The 23,730-nt window shown below is 68.7% G+C and carries 23 protein-coding genes, 1 other RNA gene and 1 pseudogene; 7 read left to right on the plus strand and 18 right to left on the minus strand.

Translation table 11 applies throughout. The features are described 5' to 3' along the window. The first annotated feature begins 90 nt into the window (after nt 1–90). Nucleotides 91–1,434 carry a TrpB-like pyridoxal phosphate-dependent enzyme gene (locus ACH34T_RS28910; RefSeq protein ID WP_396024085.1) on the plus strand — a complete coding sequence of 448 codons (1,344 nt, stop codon included), beginning with the start codon at nt 91–93 and terminating at the stop codon, nt 1,432–1,434. Nucleotides 1,435–1,518: 84 nt separating this feature from the next. After that, nucleotides 1,519–1,909: RNase P RNA component class A (rnpB, locus tag ACH34T_RS28915), an RNA gene on the plus strand. A gap of 55 nt (nt 1,910–1,964) precedes the next feature. On the opposite strand, the gene ACH34T_RS28920 is transcribed toward rnpB, so the two are convergent. From ACH34T_RS28920 to ACH34T_RS28980, 13 genes are all read right to left on the minus strand, one after another. Beyond that, a complete protein-coding gene (locus tag ACH34T_RS28920; protein ID WP_396024086.1) occupies nt 1,965–3,155 on the minus strand; it encodes a tyrosine-type recombinase/integrase in 1,191 nt (396 codons plus the stop codon). Then, complete coding sequence (locus ACH34T_RS28925) at nt 3,152–3,340, minus strand: helix-turn-helix transcriptional regulator (RefSeq protein WP_396024087.1); 189 nt, start codon at nt 3,338–3,340, stop codon at nt 3,152–3,154. The genes ACH34T_RS28920 and ACH34T_RS28925 overlap by 4 nt, the downstream gene beginning before the upstream one ends. Before the next feature lie 17 nt (nt 3,341–3,357). Then, nucleotides 3,358–4,971 (minus strand): replication initiator, encoded by a 1,614-nt coding sequence (locus ACH34T_RS28930; RefSeq protein WP_396024088.1) that lies wholly within the window; start codon nt 4,969–4,971, stop codon nt 3,358–3,360. Then, the gene (locus ACH34T_RS28935) at nt 4,968–5,672 is read right to left on the minus strand and encodes a hypothetical protein (RefSeq protein ID WP_396024089.1); all 705 of its coding nucleotides are present in this window, start codon (nt 5,670–5,672) and stop codon (nt 4,968–4,970) included. The genes ACH34T_RS28930 and ACH34T_RS28935 overlap by 4 nt, the downstream gene beginning before the upstream one ends. Then, the gene (locus ACH34T_RS28940; RefSeq protein WP_396024090.1) at nt 5,669–5,911 is read right to left on the minus strand and encodes a hypothetical protein; all 243 of its coding nucleotides are present in this window, start codon (nt 5,909–5,911) and stop codon (nt 5,669–5,671) included. The genes ACH34T_RS28935 and ACH34T_RS28940 overlap by 4 nt, the downstream gene beginning before the upstream one ends. After that, nucleotides 5,908–6,213: a hypothetical protein gene (locus ACH34T_RS28945; RefSeq protein ID WP_396024091.1), complete on the minus strand. Its 306-nt coding sequence runs from the start codon at nt 6,211–6,213 to the stop codon at nt 5,908–5,910. Before ACH34T_RS28945 ends, ACH34T_RS28940 begins: the two co-directional genes overlap by 4 nt. Further along, complete coding sequence (locus ACH34T_RS28950; RefSeq protein WP_396024092.1) at nt 6,210–6,650, minus strand: RRQRL motif-containing zinc-binding protein; 441 nt, start codon at nt 6,648–6,650, stop codon at nt 6,210–6,212. Before ACH34T_RS28950 ends, ACH34T_RS28945 begins: the two co-directional genes overlap by 4 nt. 88 nt (nt 6,651–6,738) lie before the next feature. Continuing rightward, on the minus strand, nt 6,739–7,080 hold the full coding sequence (locus tag ACH34T_RS28955; protein ID WP_396024093.1) for a hypothetical protein: 342 nt from the start codon (nt 7,078–7,080) through the stop codon (nt 6,739–6,741). After that, the gene (locus ACH34T_RS28960) at nt 7,077–7,391 is read right to left on the minus strand and encodes a hypothetical protein (protein WP_396024094.1); all 315 of its coding nucleotides are present in this window, start codon (nt 7,389–7,391) and stop codon (nt 7,077–7,079) included. The genes ACH34T_RS28955 and ACH34T_RS28960 overlap by 4 nt, the downstream gene beginning before the upstream one ends. 20 nt (nt 7,392–7,411) lie before the next feature. Further along, on the minus strand, nt 7,412–8,281 hold the full coding sequence (locus ACH34T_RS28965) for an FtsK/SpoIIIE domain-containing protein (protein ID WP_396024095.1): 870 nt from the start codon (nt 8,279–8,281) through the stop codon (nt 7,412–7,414). Nucleotides 8,282–8,374: 93 nt separating this feature from the next. Next, nucleotides 8,375–9,385, minus strand: coding sequence for a hypothetical protein (locus ACH34T_RS28970; RefSeq protein WP_396024096.1), 1,011 nt, complete (start codon nt 9,383–9,385; stop codon nt 8,375–8,377). 93 nt (nt 9,386–9,478) lie between these two features. Beyond that, a complete protein-coding gene (locus ACH34T_RS28975; protein ID WP_396024097.1) occupies nt 9,479–9,700 on the minus strand; it encodes a hypothetical protein in 222 nt (73 codons plus the stop codon). A 306-nt stretch (nt 9,701–10,006) separates the two neighbouring features. Next, the gene (locus ACH34T_RS28980) at nt 10,007–10,291 is read right to left on the minus strand and encodes a hypothetical protein (RefSeq protein WP_396024098.1); all 285 of its coding nucleotides are present in this window, start codon (nt 10,289–10,291) and stop codon (nt 10,007–10,009) included. A 178-nt stretch (nt 10,292–10,469) separates the two neighbouring features. On the opposite strand from ACH34T_RS28980, the gene ACH34T_RS28985 reads away from it, so the two are divergent. Both ACH34T_RS28985 and ACH34T_RS28990 read left to right on the plus strand, forming a co-directional pair. Continuing rightward, entirely contained in the window at nt 10,470–11,747 is a 1,278-nt protein-coding gene (locus tag ACH34T_RS28985; protein WP_396024099.1) for a helix-turn-helix transcriptional regulator, read from the plus strand. Beyond that, entirely contained in the window at nt 11,744–12,409 is a 666-nt protein-coding gene (locus ACH34T_RS28990; RefSeq protein WP_396024100.1) for a 2'-5' RNA ligase family protein, read from the plus strand. The genes ACH34T_RS28985 and ACH34T_RS28990 overlap by 4 nt, the downstream gene beginning before the upstream one ends. A 369-nt stretch (nt 12,410–12,778) precedes the next feature. Here the strand turns inward: ACH34T_RS28990 and ACH34T_RS28995 are convergent, their stop codons facing one another. Then, entirely contained in the window at nt 12,779–13,924 is a 1,146-nt protein-coding gene (locus ACH34T_RS28995; protein ID WP_396024101.1) for a hypothetical protein, read from the minus strand. Between the two features lie 431 nt (nt 13,925–14,355). Beyond that, entirely contained in the window at nt 14,356–15,372 is a 1,017-nt protein-coding gene (locus ACH34T_RS29000; protein ID WP_396024102.1) for an alpha/beta hydrolase, read from the minus strand. A gap of 213 nt (nt 15,373–15,585) precedes the next feature. Between ACH34T_RS29000 and ACH34T_RS29005 the strand changes: the two genes are divergently transcribed. Continuing rightward, entirely contained in the window at nt 15,586–15,810 is a 225-nt protein-coding gene (locus tag ACH34T_RS29005; protein ID WP_396024103.1) for a hypothetical protein, read from the plus strand. Nucleotides 15,811–16,008: 198 nt separating this feature from the next. Here the strand turns inward: ACH34T_RS29005 and ACH34T_RS29010 are convergent, their stop codons facing one another. The 3 genes from ACH34T_RS29010 to ACH34T_RS29020 all read right to left on the minus strand — a co-directional run bounded on the left by ACH34T_RS29010 (nt 16,009) and on the right by ACH34T_RS29020 (nt 21,313). Beyond that, nucleotides 16,009–18,261, minus strand: a complete 2,253-nt coding sequence (locus tag ACH34T_RS29010) for a SulP family inorganic anion transporter (RefSeq protein WP_396024104.1) — start codon at nt 18,259–18,261, stop codon at nt 16,009–16,011. Between the two features lie 147 nt (nt 18,262–18,408). Next, nucleotides 18,409–20,454, minus strand: coding sequence for a hypothetical protein (locus ACH34T_RS29015; protein WP_396024105.1), 2,046 nt, complete (start codon nt 20,452–20,454; stop codon nt 18,409–18,411). A 283-nt stretch (nt 20,455–20,737) separates the two neighbouring features. Continuing rightward, nucleotides 20,738–21,313: a YbhB/YbcL family Raf kinase inhibitor-like protein gene (locus tag ACH34T_RS29020; RefSeq protein ID WP_396024106.1), complete on the minus strand. Its 576-nt coding sequence runs from the start codon at nt 21,311–21,313 to the stop codon at nt 20,738–20,740. 455 nt (nt 21,314–21,768) lie between these two features. Between ACH34T_RS29020 and ACH34T_RS29025 the strand changes: the two genes are divergently transcribed. Both ACH34T_RS29025 and ACH34T_RS29030 read left to right on the plus strand, forming a co-directional pair. Further along, entirely contained in the window at nt 21,769–23,139 is a 1,371-nt protein-coding gene (locus ACH34T_RS29025) for an NAD(P)/FAD-dependent oxidoreductase (RefSeq protein WP_396024247.1), read from the plus strand. Nucleotides 23,140–23,239: 100 nt separating this feature from the next. Then, a pseudogene (locus tag ACH34T_RS29030) lies at nt 23,240–23,686 on the plus strand (BTAD domain-containing putative transcriptional regulator); the annotation flags it as partial. Nucleotides 23,687–23,730 lie beyond the last annotated feature (44 nt).

The raw sequence follows: 23,730 nt of genomic DNA on the forward strand, positions 1-23,730 counted from the left end.
GGTATCCGGGAAACCTGACCGGAACGCCCTTCCCCCTTGATCCTCCGCCGCTTACGCTGCGCGATAAGCACCGTGACCTGGGGAGGGACCGTGACCACGAAGATCCTGCTGGACGAATCGAGGCTCCCGAGGCGCTGGTACAACGTCGTCCCCGACCTGCCGGCGCCCCCGCCACCGCCCCTCCACCCCGGAACCCGCGCGCCGCTCGGCCCGGACGACCTCGCGCCCCTGTTCCCGACGGACCTCATCGCGCAGGAGGTCAGCGGCGACCGGTACGTCGACATCCCCGAGGACGTCCGCGAGGTGTACCGGCTGTGGCGCCCGACGCCGCTGATCCGGGCGCACCGCCTCGAACGCACCCTCGGCACCCCGGCCCGCATCTACGTCAAGTACGAGGGAGTGTCGCCGGTCGGGTCGCACAAGCCGAACACGGCGGTCCCGCAGGCGTACTACAACGCACGGCAGGGCGTCCGCCGCCTCACCACCGAGACCGGAGCCGGGCAGTGGGGCAGCGCGCTCGCGTTCGCCTGCGCCCAGTTCGCCCTCGACTGCGAGGTGTGGATGGTGCGCGCCTCCTACGACCAGAAGCCGTACCGCCGTTCGATGATGCAGCTGTACGGGGCGCGGGTACACGCCAGCCCGTCGCCGCTCACCGCGTCCGGCGCGAAGATCCTCGCGGACGACCCCGACTCGCCCGGCTCCCTCGGCATCGCGATCAGCGAGGCCGTCGAGTCCGCCGCGCCCGAGGACACCCGGTACGCGCTCGGCAGCGTCCTCAACCACGTCCTGATGCACCAGACGGTGATCGGCGAGGAGGCACTCGAACAGCTCGCCTCGGTCGGCGACGTCCCCGACCTGATCGTGGGCTGCACCGGCGGCGGCTCCAACTTCGCCGGGCTGTTCTTCCCGTTCCTCCGCGAGAAGCTGGCCGGGCGCATGGACCCGGTCGTCCGCGCCGTCGAGCCCGAGGCGTGCCCGTCGTTCACCCGCGGCCGCTACGCCTACGACTTCGGCGACACCGCGGGCCTGACGCCGCTGCTCAAGATGCACACGCTCGGGCACGACTTCGTCCCGGACCCCATCCACGCGGGCGGCCTCCGCTACCACGGCATGGCCCCGCTGCTCTCCCACATGTACGACCTGGGCCTCTTCGAGGCGGAGGCCAAGCCGCAGCGCGAGTGCTTCGAGGCGGGCCTCCTGTTCGCCCGGACGGAGGGCATCATCCCGGCCCCCGAGCCGACCCACGCCCTCGCCGCCGCCGTCGAGGAGGCCCGCCGCTGCGTCGAGACCGGCGAGCCCAAGGTCATCCTCACCGCCCTCTGCGGCCACGGCCACCTGGACATGGCCGCCTACGACCGCTTCCTCTCCGGCCAGATGGAGGATCACCCGCTCCCGCAGTCCCGCCTGGACGAGGCCCTGACCACCCTCCCGTAGGCCTCCGCAAGTCGACTTGCGGAGCCAGTGATGAAGCGGGTGCGCAAGTGACCTGCGCACCCACTAACCTTGAAGGACGGCGGACGAGCCGGCCGGACGGCCGCGTCGGGGAGCGATCCCCGTCGAGGAAAGTCCGGGCTCCACAGGGCAGGGTGGTCGGTAACGCCGACCCGGGGCGACCCGCGGGAAAGTGCCACAGAAAGCAAACCGCCGCCGGTCCGCCGGCGGTAAGGGTGAAACGGTGAGGTAAGAGCTCACCAGCGCCCACGGTGACGTGGGCGGCTCGGTAAACCCCACCCGGAGCAAGGTCAAGAAGGGGCCGAGAGGTTCCGCGCAGGTGCCCGAGGGCTGCCCGCCCGAGCCTGCGGGTAGACCGCTGGAGGCCGCCGGCAACGGCGGTCCGAGATGGATGGCCGTCACCCGCCGCCCCGAGGGACGGCGGGCACAGAACCCGGCTTACAGGCCGGCTCGTCCGCCCTTCGACCTTCTGACCAGGGCCGCAATCAGGTTCACGATCGCTCAGGACACATTCAGGGCACAACCGCCGCGTTGAACGCCTTATCCAGCGCATCCCGGGCACGCCCACTCGCCTCCGGCACGAGATGCCCGTAGAGGTCGACCGTGATGGTGATGGACTTGTGCCCGAGCCACCGCGACACCTCGGAGATCGGCACGCCCTCAGCCAGGGCCGTGCTGGCAAAGGTGTGCCGTAGGTCGTGAAACGTGGTGTCACTCGGCAGACCGGCCTTCTCGATGGCGGGCTTCCAGATGTTCTTGTTGAAGTAGTCCCGCCGGAGCAAGGTGCCACGTGGTGTCCGGCACAACACCGCAGCAGGGAACAGGTCGAGCAGCTCGACGTGTCGCGTGATGCCGTCGAGCACGAAGGCCGGCAAGGGGACGTCCCGCAGAGAAGCCGGAGTCTTGGGGGAGGCCAGCACCGGTTTGCGATCGATCACGACAACTTGCTGATCTACCGTGACCATCTCGGTGGTGGGGTCGATACGGTCGAGAGCCAGTCCGAAGGCTTCACCCTGCCGCAGGCCGAGCCCAGCGCCGAGTAGGGCGAGGATGCCGTACCGGTCGGGCATCGCAGCGGCCAGGGCGAGAACCTGTGCAGGGGACAGCAGGCGGACAACGGTCGGGCGCACTTCCGGCAGTCGGATGTCCACGCAGGGGCTCTTACGCAGGTACCCGTCCCGCAGCGCACCCCGCATAATGCTGGCGAAGATCCCGTAGACGGTGCCGATCGTACGGGGAGCCAGACCCGTGACGACCTGTAGGTCCCGCACCCATTGTTGGACGAGGGTGGGACGGATGGCGGCCAGGCCCAAGCCGCCGAATCCCGGATTGATGTGATTGCGCAGGTGCCCCTCATACGTCTCAACCGTGCTGGGCCTATGCAGCCGAGACTTCATCCAGATCGGGGCGTAATCGCGAAACGGGGTGCGTCCAAGGCGAGGGTCGATCCATTCACCTCGGTCAGTGTCTGCCTTACGTTGAGCATCAAAAGCTTCCGCGCAGGTTTCGGGATCAGTCCCGGCCTTTTTCGGAAAGTTCCGCTTGCACTGTTGCCCGGTCTCGTCCCGCCACCGAACTTGCCAGCGGTCACCCTTGAAGTGATCAGCACTGGGATACAGCCGGGTCTTCCCGCGGCTGTGTTCCCGGCACGGCTGGTCACCGGGCTTGGGGTGGGTCTTGTGCCAGCGGTCATAGATGCTCATGCCGCGTTCTGCTGCTCCCGGAACCAGGCGATAACATCGTCAGGGAGGTAGCGCAGGTGACGGCCAACCCGGCTGGCCTTCGGGCCGGTGCCGAGATACCGCCATTGATAGAGCGTGGCTTTCGGGACGCCGAGGAAGCGGGCCACTTCGTCTGGCGTCCAAGTCCGATCACGTACAAGGTCCATGTGTTGATCTCCAGTCATCAGGCAGCGAGAGGTCTTTCAGCAGCGAGTTCATGAGCGAGTTCTTCGCGTCCGGCTTGGTGTCGTCGGCGGGCTTGGTCGGCGGCGGTGTTGGCCAGGAGGGCGTCTCCGGTGGTTTTCCAGCCGGTGCCGACGTAGGACAGGCGGGCGAGGACGATCGTGGTTTCGGCGTCAAGGTCGTCTTGACGCTGAATCCGTTCATCGGAGTAGTCAGGCCCTTGGGGTTGGGTGCGGCGGTAGTGAAGGCGTGCGGCGCGTAGGGCGGCGAAGGTGAGTGAGTAGTGGCGGGCTTTGGTGAGGAAGTGGCCGCCGAAGCCGAGCATGTGCGCCCAGCGACGCAGGGATTCAAAGCCGGGGTGGTCGCCGAGGGTCCAGGCCGCGTGGACGAGGCGTTCGGTGTGGGTGCCGCCGGGGTTGGCGTAGAGCGCGATGTTGTGGGTGTGGAGGCGGCGGGAGGTGTGTCCGGTGATCTCGGTGCCTTTGGTGGCGTATTTGGCGAGGTAACCGGCCACCATGGCGTCACTGACGGACTCGCCGTGCAGGCTGATGATACGAACGTCGACCTGTTCACCCCAGGTGATGGGCCAGCCGCCGGGCCAGGCCGGGTGCGGGTCGGTGGTGTAGGCGATGTGCGCTGCGGCGTAGCGGATCGCGTCGTCGAGATCGGCGGCGGTGATCCCGGACGGCGGTGGGACAATCAACGTCGGGTCGTCGGGATCGATGCCGTCCAAGCGGAGCAGGGCATGGAAATGGACCGCGCCGCGTGCCTGGAATTCGGCGACCTTGCCATGAGAGACCCGGACCGGGGCCAGCCCGCGTTGACGGGCCAGTTGGTTGAGGCGGCGGGTGATGGCTTGTTTGGTGCGTCGCCACAGTTCGCCCGCGTGGTTGTTCCAGATGACGTGGTGGTCGTGGTCGTAGCAGTCCGGGCACAGCGGTTGCCCAAGGCGGTCGTCGCGGGGGCCGTGGCGGGCAAAGCAAGCGACAAGTTGGCCGTGGGGGCAGTGGGTGCGCTCGCGGCGGGCGTGGCAGGGGTCGGGGCGGCAACTACAGCGGGTCTTGTCGGTGCAGGTATGGCGGCGGACGTGGCGGGCGTGGACGGGCCCGAAGGAGGGTGCGGTGAGGGTGGCGAACACGGCCGGGTGGCGCGTGACAGTGGTGGGGACGGTTTTGCCTCCGGCCAGGCCGGAGCGGATGAGGTGGAAGGCGTCGCGGCGGTAGGTGTCGGCGCAGGAGGGGCAGACGGTGGCACGGCGATTGCCGCAGGCTTTGTAGATCACGCCGTCCGGCATGGCGGTGGTGGGCAAGGTGCGCGTGATCTCGCCGGTACGGGTGTCGACGGTGTCGAGGTCGCCGAACAGGCGGATGGGGTGGGTGCATCCGGCGGCGGGCCAGACGTGGTCGAGCCAGTCGAAGTAGCCGTCTCCGGCGCGGTCGAGGGCGGTGTCGGTGGCCAGGAGTGGGCGGCGAGTGATGCGTGAGGGCGGCAGCCGATGAGTTGAGGTGGGTAGGCGCAGTTGGCGAGGTTCGGTGTTCGCCCCCGTGCCCGGGGCCGTGGAAGCGGTCCCGGGCGCGAGAGCCAGCGTCGAACCAGACGCCGGATGGTATGTCACAGGCGGTCCCCTTCGTGCTCGGAGGCGGCGGGGGCGGGTGCCTGGAAGTCGCGCAGGATCACGGCGGCTTGGCCGGTGGTGATGCCGAGGTGGTCGGCGAGCGCGTCGACGGTGATGGGTTGGCCGGTGTTTTGGTGGTGGGTGAAGGCCGCCATCCGGGCACCGGTGATCAGGTGCGGCGGAACCGAATCGGCCGAAGAATCGGCCGGGGTGTGGTGGTCGGCTTCGAGTGCGGGCAGGTCGACCGGGACGGCCGGGGTGTCGACCTGCACGGCGGGTGCCGCGTCCGCGTCCGGGAGGCCGGGCCCGTTGGGTGCCGTGGGTGTGGTGCGTGAGAGCACCAGTTTGGACAGGGCGAGGAAGGCCAGGGCCGGGACGGTGGCCAGGAGCCAGCCGGTGGGGCCGGGTTTGGCGACGGCGATCTGCGCGGCGATGGACAGGCTGGCGGCGGCGACCAGGACCGCCATCGGGTAGCCGATGGATTGGTGATGGCGTTTGCGGCGGCGGATCTCCAATCCGGCGGCGGTGGGGGTGAGTTCGGAGATGACGGCGTTGGCCCAGCCGAACCAGTCGCCGGTTCCGGATGGGCTGTTGGCCATGGTCCAGTCGTGGACGTGGGTGAAGGAAGCGGCACCGGCCATGGTGCCGACCAGCAGCAGGATGAGGACCTGGACGAGGTTCTCGGCTCGTTCAGTGCTCATGAGGTCACCTCGCGGGCGAGGACCGGGCAGCCGTGCGAGTCAGGGCCGTCCCAGCAGGGGTGGCAGTGGAATTTGCGGGCCAGCGCCGGGCCGAGGTGGTCGACGCACAGGTGGTCGCGGGTGATGTGCTCGTGGACGCAGCCACCGATGACGAGTGCGACGGCGGGTTGGCCGCAGGGGTCCAGCTCGTCGGACCAGCGGAGACCACAGGTCTGTCCGGACAAGGTGAGGGTGGTCATGGGCTGTCGCCGCCAAAGCGCTGTTGGGCGGCTTGCCGGGTGATCCCGAGCGGGCGGGCGATGTCGGCCCAGGAGTAGCCGTAGGCACGCAGGCCGGTCACGGCGGTGTGCATGGTGGTGTGGAGTTCGTCGGCGACCTCGGCGAGGTGGGCGAGGGCTTCGACGTCGCCGGCGGCGATGCGTCGGCTGTAGGCGCGCAGGATGCGGCGCAGGAACGCGGCGTATTCGTCGTTCTCGACCACGCGCCGGACGCGGTGAGGTGTCTGGGGTGTAAGAGTGGGGTTGACGGTGAAGTCGCTCATGCCAGGCCCCCGGACTGTTCCGCGCAGTCGAGGCATTCGCCCAGCGAGCGGGGAATGTAGTACCAGCGCTCGCGTCCGCAGGTGGAGCAGGTACGCCGGGCGCGTAGCGCTTTGGCGATCGCGGCCTGCTGGGCCGGGGTGGCGGTGCGCTTGGGCTTGGCCAAGTCCTCGCGGTAGAGGTAGGCGACGCGGGCGCCGTCGCGCCACAGGATCTGTGCGGCGATGGGCTGTCCGCCGGGCCGCAGGCCCCGAGCGCGGAGCTGGCGGGCGGTGAGCAGGCCCTGAGGTGCCCACCGGTAGGGGTAGGTGGGCAGGCCGAACCGGGCCCCGGTGGGGTCGTAGTACTTGAGGTAGATCATGCCGCCGCGCACCGTGGCGTCCAGTTGCGGGACGCGCGCGGCGCTGGGCGGGGCATGGGTGTAGTGGGTAGCGTGCATGGGTGTCCACGTCCTTCACATCGAGGGGTGTGGGTGAGTGAAGGCGGAGGGCCGGGGATCTGTGGTGGATGACCGGCCCTCAGCCGTGTCAGAACCAGGACGGTGGTTCGACGAGGATGAGGATTGCGCCGCAGTGGGCGCAGTCGACCAGGCCCGGGTGTTGGTCGGCGGGTGCGGCGTCGAGGTTGCAGGGCCAGAGCCGCAGGTCGATGCGGTCGCAGTCGGGGCAGCGCAGGGCGCTGGTGATGATCTGGTCGGCCCGTGCGTTGAAGCAGTCGGGGCAGTAGATGTTCATGTCGGGCCAGGGCGACACGAGCCATTCGGGGTTTTCGTTGCTCATCAGGTGAGCGGTGCAGTGGCAGCCGTCGCATTCCATGAGCCAGCGGTTCCAGTCGGGTTTGCCGTCTGGGCGGTAGTACTTGTGGATCATTGGGCCCACACTCCGTGGCATGCGCCGCACTGCAGCGCCATGTCTTCGGTGCGGTCGTCGACCAGCACGCGGGTTTCGTAGATGTCGGTGGAGCCGCAGTACAGGCAGCGGGCGATACGGTCGCCGATCAGTCCAGCGACCAGCTGGGCGCGTTCGGGGTTGCAGGTGTGTTCCTGCGCCCACTCACCGAGGGCCGGGTAGTCGCCGAGGGCGACGGTGTGGGGTTCGAAGCAGACCAGGCACAGGCCGGTGTATCCGTTGATCTCCGGGTTGGTGGTCATGACCAGGACCCGATTGCCGATGTGGTCCATCGGACGGTCTCCTTCCAGGGTCAGGCGGCCAGCGCGTCAGCGGACGCGGGGGCCGGTGGTGCGGGATGGGTGGTGTGGTGGCCGGTGCGTGACCATGCGGCGTAGTCGGCCAGAGTGGTGATGTCGTCGTCGGTGAGGTAGGCGACTTTCATCAGGGCCGGGACGCCGCCTTCGGCGATCAGGTAGCAGACGCCGGGCGTGGTGGGCTTGATGGTGGTGGCGCAGAAACCGGCGCTGGACCAGCCGTCGCCGAGGATGATGTCGCTGGAGCCCGAAGAGGTGCAGCGGAACGCGGCGCGGTAGCCGAACAGGTCCCGCAGGCTCTTGGGGATGATGTCGATGCTGGGCCGCTGGGTGGCGGCGATGACCGGCATGGCGGCGGCGCGGCCGCGGGCGACCAGGTCGCGGAACAGGGTGATGAATTCTTCTTGCTGGGCTTTGGTGCCCAGCACGGTCGCATACAGCGCGATCTCATCGAAGATGCTGGCGATGGCCTTAACGCCGTCGGTCCGGGTGAGTTTGCGGCGGCCGTGGGCCAGCAGCCAGGCGTAGCGGTTGTTCATCACCGTCTGCAGACGGCGCAGGGTGGTGATGGCGTGGCCCATGTCGGCACCGACGAACTCGTCGGCGCAGTCTTCCCAGGGACCCAGCTCCACGAGCTTGCCGTCAAACAGCACGGGCCGGGCGTCACGGCACAGCGCGATGTGCGCGGTGACGGTGTTGATCAGGCTGGACTTGCCGCCGTCGGGTTCGCCCGCGATCAGCAGGCGGCGGTAGGCCAGCGGTGTGTAGACCGGGGCCCCGTATTCGTCCAGGCCCAGAAACACCGGGTCGAACATCGACAGGTTTGGGCCGACCGGGATCCGGTCGGCAGGTGCCACGGTGGGCATCGACGTGCCCCCCTTCTTGGGGTAGGGAGGCGCGAGGGACCCATGGCAGGGCCGCCTCGCGACCTCGCGGAATGGGTGTCAGATCAGCGGCGGTCAGATCCAGTCGCTGATGTCCTCACCGGCACTGGCCGGTTGCGGATCGGTCGTGCCGGTTTTGGCGGACTTGGTTTTGGTGGTCTTGGGACGGGTGTCGTCCGGGGCCGGCACCGGGCCCGAGCCCGCCGGGCGTGACGGGCCCTGCTCGTTGTTGGAGGTGGCCGGGACGTCGGGAAGGTCCAGGGCCGTGGGTGCAGGGCGGGTGGCCCGCTGGGCGGTGGGGGTGTCGTCCTCCACCAGGTCCAGCAGCGGTGTTTCGATGGTGCCGGTCAGCACGGTGCGGCGTTTGACGTCGATGCGCACCAGCGCGGCGTTGCGGTCGGAGGCGGCCTCGACGGTGACGCTGGCGGCCCAGCAGGTCACGGCGATCTTGTCGAGGCGGGTTTGCAGGTCGGCAAGCGACAGGCCAGGCCGCAGCCAAGCCCACACGCGCTCGCCGGTACGGACCGGGCGAGCCCACAGGATCAGCGGCAGCGTGCCGCTGCGGTTGGTGATGATGAACTCGTTGAAGCACACCCGCAGGCGGTGCCGGGTGATGACGCACCAGGCGATCGCTTTGACGCGGGTGCGGATGAACGGAACGGCGGCCGGGACTCCGACCAGCACGGCCAGAATGAGAATGCGGCCGATCAGCGGCAGGTGGGTGGCCAGCAGGACCCAGCCGTACCCGGCGAGCAGGGTGAGCCCGATCTCGGGGGCCCACCACCACAGGACCCGCAGCACGGGCCAGCAGGTGATGAACGCGGCGACCAGCAGGCCGACCACGCCGCCGATGAGGCCGCCCAGCAGCACGGCGGCGATCGGCGGAAGGTAGGACGTGGTGATGGTGGCGGCCAGCAGGCCGACCACGATCGCGACCACGTAGAAGGTGACTTTGGCGGTACGCGCGTACGACCGTGACACGCGGTCTTCGATCACGGTGACGGTTCCACCGCGCCCGGCGCGGCCGAACGAGCGACCAGCAGATGAGCCTCGCCGCAGGCGCGGCAGGCCCGTAGACTTGGACATGATTCACCCTTCTTGCAGTGGAGGGATTGGATTGGCGGGGCCGGAGGAGGACAGTCCTCCAGGCCCCGCACTTTGTTGTGACAGGCCCGCCACCTACACGGTCACGGGCAGCTCGTTGATTTCGAGCGAGAAGAACACGACATTGGCGTGCCGGATACCGGGGTCGTCCACGCTGTTGTGGATCGACACCAGAACCTTGTTGTGCAGGTCTTGCCGGGTCTCGCCCGGCTTCGCGGTGACCGTCCCCTTACGGGTGAGATAGTTCGCCCCGGAGTAACCGGGATAAAGCAGAGTGATGATGAAGAAGAATTCCACGGGAATCCCCTTTCGTCGGGTTCAGCGGCCCATTTCTGGGCAGCTGAAAGACCCGCACGCCGATCGCGCGGGCCAGGTAAATGAATGGGTGCCGTTCCGATGGCACCGGATCCCCTGAACGGGGAGACAGCCCTAGATCAGGGCCGGATGAGAAAGTGACCGGTGTGGCCCGCAGAAACGGGCCACACTCACAGGCCGCCGGGGCGCAACACGCACGCCGCCCCGAGAACACACAGGAGATGTCCTCCGACGCATCCCACGCCGGAACCAGACACCATCAGGTCATGCGGATGCAGGGACCGCTGGCTACTTCGAAGCCGCCGGAGCTGCGGCCGCCTTGATCTCCACCGCGCGGAACGCCACGCCGTTACGCCCGTTGGTCGCCCACGGCAGGGCCTCCAACCGGGACACGGTGACGAACTGACCCACCTTCACACTCGGCTTCTCACCCGCCGTGGTGATGGTGATGACATCGCCGCCGTCGTCGTCCTGGACGAACACCTGCGTCGACCACATCGGCCGGCCGGTGTCCCGCTCGGTCCGCTGGCGACCGTTCTGGTCGGTCTTCTCCACCGGGTCCTTCGACACCATGACCTGCTTCGTGCTGGTGTCCACGTAGAGCTTCACAAGCTCCCCCTTCGATCCAGGGCCGCACCGCCTCTCGGTGCGCTTCCCTCTCTGTGACACCAGCTTCCATGGGGGCTCAATGCGGGAACAGGGGATACATTAGGAGACGGACTCACAGCCGTCCTGATGAGGTGTCTCACCGGTGGCAATCTTCGAAGTTCCCGACTGGGCTGTTCGACTACGTGACGAGCGCAAGGCGCGACTGTGGAGTCAGAAGAACATGGCTGTGCGCCTCATCAGTGCAGCGGACAACCGAACCCGCAACGGCCTACCTTCAGTCGAGAGTGTTCAACGCTACGTCCGTGGATGGGAGAACGGTGACCATAGACCAAGCGACCTCTACGCCAGTCTTTATTGCCGTGTCTTCGGACTCACGTATAAGGCCCTGTTCGGAGAGCCCCCGAAGGCTGGCGAGCTAGTCCAGGCCCGATCTTCAGCGCCAACGCTGAGCGATGCTGCAAGTCTGATGTCATGGCTGACGTCCACCAACACCAGTCGAGAAGCACTCGACCACATCACCGAGACGTCGCTAAGGCTGGCGGAAAACCACACACAAATGCCAGCATCCGAAGCTTTGCACGAAGTAACGCGACTTCACGATCAAGCTCAGGGGCTATTGCGTAGCGGACGACAAAAGCTGCGACAGACACGCGAGTTGTACAAACTCGACGCCGATCTCTTGGCCCATGCCAGTGTGTTGCTCGGTGATCTCAACCAAGACCGAACCGCGATGGCGCTCGGTAAAGCAGCATTAATGTGCGCGCAGGAAGCCGCAACGAGTGAGGCGGCCGCGTGGGCCGCCATGTCCAAGACAGCTCGTTGGCAAGGCATGTACCAAGAATCCGCGGAGTTTGCTCGCCGGGGCTTCAAGTCCAGCGCGCCCAGCCCACTTCGGGCCATGCTCGCCAGCTACGAGGCCAGGGCAGCGGGCCTGTTGGGCGACGTTCACCATGCCCGCGAAGCACTGGCACGCGCCGAGGCAGCTGCCGAGGCCTTGGACGAACCCGACACCGGGGTGTCTGTCTGGTCCTTCCCTCGACCACGTCAAGCCCTGCTCACGATCTCGGTAACCACACGCATCGGTGAGCCCGAAGCATCCCTACGAGCCGTAGCCGCGGCAGACGCGGCATGGCAAGCAGGCCTAGCGCGCTCCCCCGGCACCTGGGCTCAGATCCGAGTAGGCGCAGGCATCGCCTACTTGATGAGGGGAGAGCTGGACGGAACAATGAACGAGGTAACCGCCATGCTCGACCTCGCGCCAGAGTTCCGAATGGCAACAGTTACTCGCTACCTTGACGACCTTGCGGTCCGTTTGAGGCAACGCAAGTTCCGAAACAGCCGAGACGCAACCGAACTACTGGCCGGAATCGAAGAATTCAACGCCAGTGCTCTACTCGCAAACAGCCAGGAGGAAGCTTGAGCCCGTTCCCCGTCCGGATGATCGATCGATGGGAGCACAGGGCAGAGCCGGGCCCCAACGAAGGGGCGATCTACTGGCACATTTTGTTCCAGGATCAGCCACAGGTCACCAAGCTCGCACAGTATGCACAAGGGCGACTCGCCACGTTCAGTGGATTGCACATGACTCCGCTGAAGTGGCTGCACATGACAACGCTCGCGCTCGGTGCCGCCGAGTCCATCAAACCGGATCAACGGAGTCACCTAGTCTCCGAGGCTTCCAAACGCCTACGAAGGATCCAACCAACAACGGTCACAATGGACCGGGTGCTCTACCATCCGGAGGCCATCATGGCCGGAACATCTTCCCCTGAGTCGCTCAACCCAATACACGAGGCAATCAAGGTCGCGACAAGGACCGTACTCGGCAGGGACGGACAGACCGAGCCCTCATCTTGGACGCCGCACATCACCTTGTGCTACAGCACTAAGGAGCAACAAGCAGCGCCCTTGATCGAGGCTCTCGGCAACGAGCTTCCCCCATACGAGATCACCGTCCGGATTGTGAGTCTCGTCCTCCAGCGCGGAGCTGAACGCCTCTGGGACTGGCACCCGATCGCACATGTACCACTTGGCGGGCCGAACGGCGAAGTGAGGGACGACAGCCAGTTCCCGAGCCTGTGAGAACTTTCTGTACGTCTTCAAGGCGGCCCGAGAACCGGGCCGCACGCGCCGCCGACTCGGCGCCTGGCCCTCCGCCTCTGCTAGGGCGCCGGCTCCGGGACCAGGCCGACGCCGGTCGCCAGGCGCGAAGACCGGCAAGAGTCGCGGGGCCGCACTAAGGCGAAGACCAGTCACGGGGCCGAGCTGGCCGCGCCCGTGCCGCTGGCCGTTTCCCGACTTGCGCGGGGACCCCGCGCGGGGCCTCACGACGGGCCAATGCGGGCAGGCGGCAGCGCCAGCCCGTCCGCCGGTCCAGGCTACGAGGCCCCGCCCCCACACAAGTCCGCAACCGTCCAGCTGACATCTTCAGATGAGAGGTTCACGGCCCATTTACGAAGCAATGCTTGTACGTAGATTACGATCGATTATCTTGACATCCCGAAAAAGATCATGATTGTAATTGATGAAATTTTCGGAACGTGCAATTTTGATTGAACTCACTCGAACTTCTTGGAAAGGAATGGGCTGTGAAGGAAGTGGGCCAACATTACTTAGCACCAAACATACAGACTGCTGCAGATCGGTGCGAGTAGCCAATTGAAAGAGTCTATGCATTCCATCGATAACCACCATTCTCCCATCCGGTTGGCGTTCAATGATCGGTGGCAACAGAGTCACCATTTTTCCTCCCTCCTCAACTTTGCACGCCTCAAAAGGGTCGAGCGTGAAACGTCGATAGGCTTCCAATAGTAGCGAAATTCTATCCAGCTTCGTCGCCTTGACCGTTTGGCAGCACGAATAAAGCGAATGAATAGCAACTCCTTTGACTTCAATGTCGTTGACCTTAATACTCCTGTAGTGAGGTACTCGAACGAGTATATTGCGCAGTTCACCCCTACTCAATGATGCTCCGTTCAAGATAACCCCCTCCGGGAGATTCTCCCATATTGATTCAAACAATTGGTGCAGCATATTGATGGTATTGGAATCGCGACTCGGTAGATGGCGTTGAGCTTCGTAGTCAAACATACTACGGTCCTGCTCGGTAACGTTAATACTCCGTTTAGGAGTCTTAACGACAGTAAGTGCAGTTCCTGCACTAGCACCGATATCTGCGTCTACAATTAGCCCTCGTATCCTCACAAGATCACCTGAGTAGAACCTCACCTTTACGCCAGCCTGTGTCAATTTTCGCACATGCTCCAACTGTGCAGGAGTTCTTGGCCATCTACAAAGGACACGCACTACAACGCCGAATTGAGTTCGTCGTGATATCGATTCTTTATTACCCTCCGCCCAGGAAACATCCCCTCCGAAAACGTCGACAGAACTATCCGCACGAGTAAGTAACGCTCTCCAGGCTATATCGACCTTCTTCTTGCCTTTGAACTTATTTGGATTCGAGCGAAACAGCTGTATGGCTACAAATACAACCAAGGCGATAAAAGCGGCCGCACTTAGCATGTTCGATACGCCGGAGTGATCCACCAACAACTTCTGGAGTGATATTCCCGTAACTCCGACTACGAAGCTCACCCATTGAACAATGGGCGCAAGATTCTTTGGCATAGAACCTCTTATGGATATCAATCTCGATCAGATAAGCTGCCCCCTTATACTGTAGCCAGTCGAATCGGTAGAGTTCAATAGTTGCGCCGATATTGAGCTGTACCAATAACAATGCCTATGGGAATAATGTCCGGTTCCTCCACCTGGCTGCCGTAGATTGACCACCAAGTACCACGCTTTGTCACTGACACGTCAGGAGGACAACCAGCCACGAGACCTCAGGAAGGCCCACCCCGGTAGTGCCTGAAGGGAGACGGCTTGGAACAGGGCACATCCGGGGCACATGAGCGCGCGATCACGTGGGAAGCGATAAGAGTCAACGAGTGCCGAAGCAACTGGTGGCGGCGCAGGTGACTGTGTCTGCGCAGGTCGTGCGGGATACCTGCGGAGAACCCGGCTTACAGGCCGGCTCGTCCGCCTTCCACGTTCGCCGCCGGGGCCGGGGCCTCGGGTGGCGGTTGGCCGGTGGTGAGCAGGGTGCGGAGGTCCGCGGACGCCTGGCGGGCGGCCCGCTCCGCCGTCGCGGAGACGCCGCCGAGGCCGAAGAAGCTGTGGTTGAGCGTGGGCCACTCCCGGTGGATCACCGGGACGCCGGCCGCGCGGAGGACGTCCGCGTAGGCGTTTCCCTCGTCCCGGAGCGGGTCGAAGCCCGCCGCGTGGACGGCCGCCGGAGCGACGCCCGCCAGGTCCGGCGCGCGCAGCGGCGACAGCCGCCAGCCCTCCCCGCCGCCCGCCGGCGCGTACAGCTCGGCGAACCAGCGCATGGCCGCGAGCGTGAGGCCGTAACCGTCCGCCCGCTCCTCCCGCGACGGGTAGCGCGCGTTCACGTCCGGGTCGGCGTAGCCGCCCGCGACGTCGGTGACCGGGGAGACGAGGAGCTGCGCGGCCAGCGGAACGCCCTGGTCGCGGCAGGCGATGGCGACGGACGCGGCGAGCTGCCCGCCCGCGCTGTCCCCGGCGACGGCCGTCCGTCCCGGCACGGCCCCGGCGATGTGCAGCGTCGCGGCCAGGCAGTCGTCGAACGCCGCGGGGAACGGGTGCTCGGGCGCCAGGCGGTAGCCGACGCCGACGACCGTCGAGCCGGTCTCCACGGCGAGCCGCCGCGAGTACTGGACGTGCGTGTGCTGGTCGCCGCCGGCCCATCCGCCGCCGTGGAAGAACACGACGGTGGCGTCGGTGAGCCGGGTCGCGGGCTCGACCACGCGGGCGGGCACGGGTCCGCCGGCCGTCTCCAGGACGACGTCGCGCTCCGCCGCGGCCACCGGCGGGTCAGCGAGGCGGCCGAGCGCCAGCTCGTTCCCGTCCCGGAGCAGGACCCGGAAGTCCTCCACGGACGGGTCGGCCGCCGCCGAGTCCTGGACGCGCTGCCTGAGCCATTCGTCGATGTCCGGGTCGAAGCCGGATCCTTCCGCCACGTGCGACCTCCTCCGTAGGGCTGAGGAACACCCTAAACGCCTGTCACGCGGGGGGACGTCCACCCGATTTCGCAGCGGCACAGGACTCGACAGGTTCGGGTCACACGACACAGAGGAGATGAAACAACGCGCTTACTGTCCCTGATAAGAGCTGATCGCCTTGATCGGTGACGACACGGAGCCGGGTGCTGGGCTCCGTGGAGAGGAGAGCTGATGTTCGTCATCGCGTTCGTGGCCCTCGTGCTCGCCGGGGGACTGGCCGGTGTCGTGTACCTCTGGGACTTCTCGCGCGCCAGCCGGTGCGACGCGCTGTTCCTCCCGGCGTCCGACCGCCGCGCACGGCGCGCACGCCGGGTGGCCGGGATGTACGTCCGCGACAACACGCACCGCGGCAGCGAATTCGTCAGTCGTCGCGACCACGAGCTCGTCAGCCGCTGACCGGAGACCGCGCGGAGCTCCGCGGAGCGGAGGCCGCCGGTCAGCGCGCCGCCGGGGGGCTGGGGGTGGCCCCCCAGGGGCCGCGCTGACCGGAGGCCGCGGCGGAGCTCAGGAGAGCGGAGGTCGCCGGCCGGTGTGCTGGGGGCGTAGTGGAGAGGCGTGAGCCGTCCAGGCGGGGGGACGGCCCACGCCGCCGTTTCAGGTGAGGGATCGGGGCTTCGGGGGACCGTCCGGGACGGGGGCGTCCGGGACGGGGGCGAACGAGCCGGTGCCGCGGTCGAGGATCTCGACGTTGGCGGACTGCAGGTCCAGGTAGAGGCCCACCAGTTCGATCTCGCCGGACTCGACCCGCTCCCGGAGCCAGGGGTAGGTGAGCAGGTTGTCGAGCTGCTGCATCACGTTGATCTTGCAGAGGCGGGTGAGGGGCGACTCGTCCGCGCCGGCCGGCGGCTCCTCGGCGAGGAAGCGGGCGAGGCTGTGGTTGCCGTGCTTGAGCCAGCGGGACAGGGCGGTTAGATGTCCGACCTCGGTGCCGCCGGCGAGGAGCGCGGCCATCGCGCCGCAGTTGGAGTGGCCGCAGACGGTGATCGTCCGGATGTCGAGCACGTTGACGGCGTACTCGACGGTGGCGGCGACGGAGTCGTCGGGCGTGCGGGAGCCGTTCCGCGGGACGAGGGCGCCGACGTTGCGGTTGATGAACAGGTCGCCGGGCCCGCTGGCGGTGATGATGTTGGGCACGATGCGGGAGTCGACGCAGGTGATGAACAGGTGCTCGGGCTTCTGCTCCATCGCGAGCTCGGCCATGATCGGCCGGACGAGGCGGGCGGTGCGGCCGTGGTACTCGCGGACGCCGGCGAGCAGCACTGCGGCCGGGGACACCTCGGGCGCGTCGAGCTCGGCCTCGGAGCGCCGCCGCCGGTTCGCCCACGGGGCCCACCAACGGGCAGGTGGGGGCGTTTTACGCCGCGGGGACATATCGCCTGTCACAGCTCTTTCATACCAAGCCTCGTGAACCTCGTCGATGTCGACCCTGCCGCCCTGACGCTCGTGCGCCAGCCGCCACTCGTGGATGGCGTCGAACGCGGCATGGTCCATGAAGTCGACGTTGAGGTCCAGGTCGACATAGGAGCCGGACGGGACGTCCTGCAGGGCGCGCGTCAGCTTCGGGACGCCGAGGAACGTCAGCGTCCCCTCGACGACCACGTGCGCGCGGGGCGGGACGGGCCCGTCGTCCGGCGCCGGGACGAGCTGCTCCACGCGGACCGACAGCCGCGTCAGCCGCCGCAGCGCCATGATCGCCATGATCCCGATGCCGAGCAGCACGCCCTCGCCGAGCCCGAGGACGACCACGCCGGCGAGGGTGGCGAAGTAGGCGGGCGCCTCGCGGTGGTGACGAAGGTCTCGGACGCGGGCGGTGTCCATCAGGCGGACGCCCAGCACGACCAGCAGCGCCGCGAGGGCGGGCAGCGGCACCTGCTCGATGACCGGGCCGCACGACAGCGCCAGCACCAGCACCCACACCCCGTGCAGGACCGCCGACCAGCGGGAGCGCGCCCCGGCCTCGACGTTCGCCGTGCTGCGGACGATCACGCCCGCGATCGGCAGCCCGCCGAGGAACCCCGACACGGCGTTGCCCGCGCCCTGGCCGAGCAGGTCCCGGTCGAGGTCGGCGCGGGGGACGCCGGCGGGGCGGGTCCGGTCGATGGCCACGCTGCACAGCAGCGACTCGACGGCCGCGACCAGCGCGACGGACACGACGGCGCCGACCACGGCGGGCAGGGAGCCGTCCGGCAGGACGGGCGCGTGCCACTCGCCGAGAAGGGTCTCCGGCAGCTCCACGCGCTGCGCGTTCCAGCCGAGCGACCACGCGGTCACGGTGGCGAGGGCGATGGCGGGCAGCGGTCCAGGGACGACCCGCAGCCACCCGCCGCGCGGCAGCCGCGACCAGAGCAGCAGGACGAGGACCGTCAGCGCCCCGAGCAGCGCCGGATGGGTGTGCGGGTGGACGAGCTGGCCCGGCAGCTCGCGCAGGTTGTCGATCGCCGACTGCTGGGGGCTGCCGCCGAGCACCACGTGCACCTGCGCCAGGACGAGGACGACGCCGACGCCCGCGAGCATCCCGTGCACGACGGCGGGGGACACGGCGAGCGCGGTGCGGGCGACGCGGCTGGCGCCGAGCGCGAGCTGCAGCAGCCCGCCGAGCAGGGTGATCGTGCAGGTGGCACGCCAGCCGTAGGTCTGGATGAGACCGGCGACGATGACGGTCAGCCCGGCGGCGGGGCCGCTGACCTGCAGCGGCGATCCGCCGATCAGGCCGGCGACGATCCCGCCGACGACGGCGGCGATCAGGCCGGCGGCGACGGGGGCGCCGGAGGCGACGGCGATGCCGAGTGACAGGGGGATCGCGACGAGGAAGACGACGAACGAGGAGAGGAGATCGCGTCGCAGCATGGCGACACTAGGTGGTCTGGGAGTCACTCTACGTATATTCCCAGGATTGGCGCGGCTCCACCCCGAACACGGCGAGGGCCGCCGGACGATTCCGGCGGCCCTCGATGCGTGCGGTGTGTGCGTCGGCTGGTGCGGGGTGGCGCTGGTTCAGCGCCGGTAGTTCTCCCAGTCGTCGGCGGGCTGGCGGGACCCGTACGGGCCGGTGTCGTTCGGCTGGCCCTGGCCGCCCTGCGGGTAGCCGCCCTGCTGCGAGCCGCCGCCGTAGTAGCCGCCCGACCCGTAGGCCTGGGTGGCGTTCGGGTCGTACGCCTGCGTGGCGTTCGGGTCGTGCGGCGGGGAGAGCGGTTCGGAGGTGCCGTTGTAGCTGCTGCCGCTGAAGTCGCCGTAGGCGCCCGCGCCGCCTGGGGCCGCGCCGCCGGGAGCCGCGCCGCCCGGGGTCGCGCCGGAGCCGCCGTCCGCGCCGCCGAACGCGCCGAACGGCTCGCGGCCGCCGCCGTTCAGCGGGTCGTCGTAGCGGCCCGAGTCGCCGTAGGCGGGCGCCGTCGGGTACCCGTCGCTCTGCTGGCCCTGCCCGTATCCGGACGCGCCGCCGAGGCCCGAGTCGTACCCCTGCGTGGCGCCGGACGGGACTCCCGAGCCGATCCCAGGGTCGTATCCGCCGTTCTGGCCGGGCTTCGGCCACGGGCCGGTGTTGCTACTGCCGCCGGGCCCGCCGGGCCCGGAGCTACCCGTGCCGCCGGTGGTGCCGAACGAACCGGTGCTCAACGGGTCGCCGAGCGGATCGTTCAGGGAACCGCCGCCGTAGGAGCCGCCCGGATCGGACGACGCCGCCGGGCCCGCCGACCGCTGCCGGTCGTTCTGGATGCGCTGGAGCAGTTCGTCGACCGTCGGAAGCTTGTGGCCGTCGGTGTCGGTGCCGGACCCGCCGTGCGCCGCGGGTGCGGGTGCCGGAGGAGTGGGCGCCGGGGGAGCGGGCGCCGGGGGAGCGGGCGGACCGGACGGTTCGTCGGGACGGCCGAGGGGCAGCCCGAGCGGGTCGGACACGCGCGGGTCGCCGCCGCCGAGCGCGCCGCCGACTCCGCCGCCCGGTGCGGACGAGCCGAGGCCCATGTCGTAGCCGTCCTGGCGTCCTCCGGGAGGGGGGCCGGCGGCCGCGGCGGGACGGTTGCCCAGCGGGTCGGAGCCGTAGTCGCCGTAGCCCTGATCGTGGCCGCCGCCGTACTGGTCCTGGCCTTGGCCGCCGCCGCCGTACGGGTCGTGGCTCGGGGCGCCGTAGGACGGCTCGCCCGGACCGTAGTCGGACGCCGCCCCGTACGCGGGCTGAGGCTCCTGCCCGCCGTAGGGCGACTGCATGCCGGGGCCGCCGCCCTGCATTCCGGGACCGCCAGGACTGCCGGGGCCGTTCGCGCCGCCAAGGACGCCGGGCCCGCCCGGAGCGCCGGAACCGGTGAGGTCGGTGGGGATCGGGTCGAGCGCGGTCGAGCCCGGGTCCTGCCCGGTGAAGGGGGAACCGCCCTGGAAGCCGCCCTGGCCGGGCATCTGCTGGGGGCCGGTCCCGCCGCCCGGGCCGTGGCCGCCCGGGCCGCCGCCCATGCCGCCGAGCATCGGGCCGTCGGCGCCCATGGAGACCGGCTGGGTCAGGTTCGGCTGCGGCATGCCCGGCTGGTCGAACGGCGGCTGCTCCATCGGCGGCTGCTCGGCGGGCGCCTGCGCGTTCAGCGGGTCGGCGGCGGGGTCGACCTCGGCGCGGTCGCCGTCGTTGTCGTGCTGCCAGGGGAACTTGGGCTTGTCGAAGGTGATCGTCGCCCAGTAGTCGTCGTCCTCCATCTCGTCCGACGCCTGGGCGCTCGGGGCTGGAGGCGGCGGGGCCGGGGTGGTGGGCGCGGCGAGGGGGCCGCCGCCCGCGACGCGGCGGTCGTGGGCCGGCTCGGGCGGGCCCTGCGGAACCTGCGGGCCCTGACGGTCGTAGCCGTTCTCGTATCCGGCGTCGTAGCCGTCGTTGTACCCGTAGCCGTCCGGGCCGCCCATCTCCTCGTGCGGCTGGACTCCTCTGCGTCCGCGCGGCTGCGGCTCGTCGTCCATCCAGTCGTCGTCGTCGCGTCCGGCCCTGCTGGCCCGCAGGCCGAGGGCCACGAGGACGACCACGAGGACCACGACCACAATGAGGCCGAAGACCACGATGTAAGAAGTCATGCCACCACCCAATGCCTTGGCCCGGCGAGAGTTCCCGGCGCGGACCTCGGGTCCGCTCCGGCCGTCGCCGGTGGCCGGACGTCCTCGGGGGTCCGCCGGCCCGGCTTAGCCCGATTCTGTCCGACCGCTATGACCGTTGTCACACCCTTCGCGCACATTTACCCTCACACGGCGCGTGCCGATCGGCCGGTCGCGGCCGTCCGGTACGCCCCTGTCGGCTCCAGCCCCCCGGTGGGGTCCGCCCTGACCCGGTGCCCCTGAGGCTCCACGGTCAACGCGCCTACTAACCGCCGAAGTTCCCGGTGATCCGTCCCCGTCCCACCGTGTGCTCGGCGATGGCGGGCAGTGAGTCCTTCAGTGCCGCGCCGTTCTGGAACGGTGCCGGATCGTCCAGCGCATAGATGGTGAACCGGTACCGGTGCTGCTCTCCCTTGGGCGGGCACGGCGGTGCGTAGCCCGCCTTCTTGTCCGTGGTCAACCCTTCGACGGTCCTGTCCAGATTTGCTCCCTCGACGAGTTCGTTCACCGTCCCGTCGATGCCCGCGATCACCCAGTGGACGTAGGCGCCGCCGGACGCGTCCGGGTCGTCCATCACGATCGCGAACGACCTCGTCCCGGCCGGGGTGCCCGACCACCGCAGCGGTGGGGTCTTGCCCTGCCCGCCAGAGTACGTCGTGCAGCCGTACCTCGGGGGCAAGTCGCGCCCATCGCGGAAGACCGGGCTGGTCACCGTGAACCATTCCGACAGCTCGGCGCTCTTGTTCTGCGGCTGGCCGATCAGCCCGCAACCGCCCACGGTCCCGGCGAGGGCGAGCGCGCCCGCCGCGGCCGTGATCGGACGCCGGTCTCTGCTCATCATCGATTCGCTCCCGGGCGAGATCGTACGCCGCGCTCCGCCGGATCGCCGCCATCTCGGCCCGGCGTCTCGGCAGCCCGCGTCACGCCGCCGGCGCCCCCTTCCTCGTCCGCCCCAACGATAGGGCTTCGCGGGGAGTGGAACGCGCCTTTCGTCCCGCCGGGCGGCGGCGTCCCGGGCGCGGGGCCTGTGACGTTGGTCATGCGTGGTTTGTACGGTTCTGCCCCTAAAAATGGGAAGGAGTGGCGAGTTTCACAGCGCTACGGTCGTCCTTCTTTGCCGTGACGGGAAATTCCCATGTTCTTCCCATGGTTGTCATTGGTGCCCGGCACGATCATCAGGTAGCTTGTGAATGTCTTCACAAGCCGACCGTGACATTGGAGGCCGCAATGGCCAGGACCGCCGAGGGGACCCCTGGCGCTCCCCACATCCTCATCGTGGGTGGCGGCTATGTGGGCATGTACACCGCCCTGCGCCTGCAGAAGAAGCTGAAGCGCGAGCTCAGGCGGGGCGAGGTCAAGGTCACCGTCGTGGACCCCAACTCGTACATGACGTACCAGCCGTTCCTTCCCGAGGCCGCCGCCGGGAACATCTCGCCGCGGCACGTCGTCGTCCCGCTCCGCCGGGTGCTGCCGAAGTGCACCGTCCGCAAGGCGCGGGTCACCGAGCTGAACCACGACGAGGGCTGGGCGATCGTCCAGCCGCTGGCCGGGCCGCCGGAGCGGATCACCTACGACTACCTGGTCATGGCCGCGGGCGCGGTGCCGCGGCTGCTGCCGATCCCCGGGCTCGCCGAGAACGGCATCAGCCTGAAGACGGTCGGCGAGGCCATCCACCTGCGCAACCACGTCCTGGAGCAGCTGGAGATCGCCGAGTCGACCAACGACGAGGAGATGCGCCGCAAGGCGCTGACCTTCGTGTTCGTCGGCGGCGGGTTCGCCGGCGTCGAGGCCGTCGCCGAGCTTGAGGACATGACCCGCGACGCCACCAGGTACATGCGCAAGGTCACCCCGCAGGACCTGCGGTTCATGCTCGTCGAGGCGACCGGCCGCATCCTGCCCGAGGTCGGCCCCGACATGGGCCGGTGGACCGCCGAGCAGCTCCGCGGCCGCGGCATCGCCGTGAAGATGAACACCCTCCTCAAGTCGGCCGTCGGCGGGCGGATCGAGCTGTCGGACGGCAGCAGCTTCCAGGCCGGGACGCTGGTGTGGAACGCGGGCGTCAAGGCGTCGCCGGTCGTCCGGCAGGGTGACCTGCCCGTGGACGGGAAGGGCCGCGTCAAGGGCACCGAGTTCCTGACCATCGAGGGTCTCGTGCGCGCGTTCACCGCCGGCGACAACGCCGCGATCCCGGACCTGACGCAGGACGGCGAGTTCTGCCCGCCGAACGCGCAGCACGCCGTCCGGCAGGCCAAGGTGCTCGGCGACAACATCGTCCGGTCGCTGCGCGGGAAGACGCTCAAGCCGTACGTCCACGGCAACCTCGGCACCGTCGCGGGCCTCGGCCTGCACAAGGGCGTGGCGAACCCGCTCGGCTTCAAGCTGAAGGGGTGGCCCGCGTGGTTCTTCCACCGGACCTACCACGGCGCGATGGTCCCGACGTTCAACCGCAAGATCCGCGTGGTGGCGGACTGGACGCTCGCGCTGTTCCTCAAGCGCGAGACCGTCTCGCTCGCCACCGTCGAGCAGCCGCGCGCCGACTTCGAGCTGGCCGCCCTGGACGACGCCAGGGCGAAGGCCAGGATCGCCGAGGCCGCGGCCGCCGAGACGGAGGACACCGGGTCCGAAGCCGCCGAGACCGAGACCGCGGCCACCGAGACCGCGGCCTGACCCTCCTTCCGCTTGAGACGCCCCGGTCGCCGGTCATCCGGCCGCCGGGGCGTCCTGCTGTCCGGTGCGCGTGGAGGAGAATCGGTCCGTGCGAATCGGGATGCTCGGGCCGCTGGAGGTGGTCGGGGACGACGGCGCGCGCGTCCGGATCGGCGGCGCCCGGCTGCGGGCGCTGCTGACGCTGCTGGCGCTCGACCCCGGCGCCGCGATCCCCGCCGAGCGGATCATCGACGGGCTGTGGGAGGACGGCGTGCCGGGCGGCGCGCCGAACGCGCTGCAGTCGCTCGTCTCGCGGCTGCGCGCCGCGATCGGCCGGGACCTGATCGAGTCGCCGCACGGCGCGTACCGGCTCGTCCTGCCGCGCGAGGACGTCGACGTCCACGACTTCGAGGCGCGGGTGCGGGACGCGCGCCGCGCCGCCGCCCCGGACGCACGGTCGGCCGCGCTCCGCGAGGCCCTCGCGCTCTGGCGCGGCCCGGCCTTCGCCGACGCCGCCGCGCTCAGGTTCGCCGAAGCGCCCATCGCGCGCCTCGACGCGCTGCGCCGCGCCGCCCTGGAAGAGCGGCTGGACGCCGACCTCGCGACACGCCG

Source organism: Actinomadura sp. 9N215 (genome assembly GCF_044326345.1).
GTDB lineage: Bacteria > Actinomycetota > Actinomycetes > Streptosporangiales > Streptosporangiaceae > Spirillospora.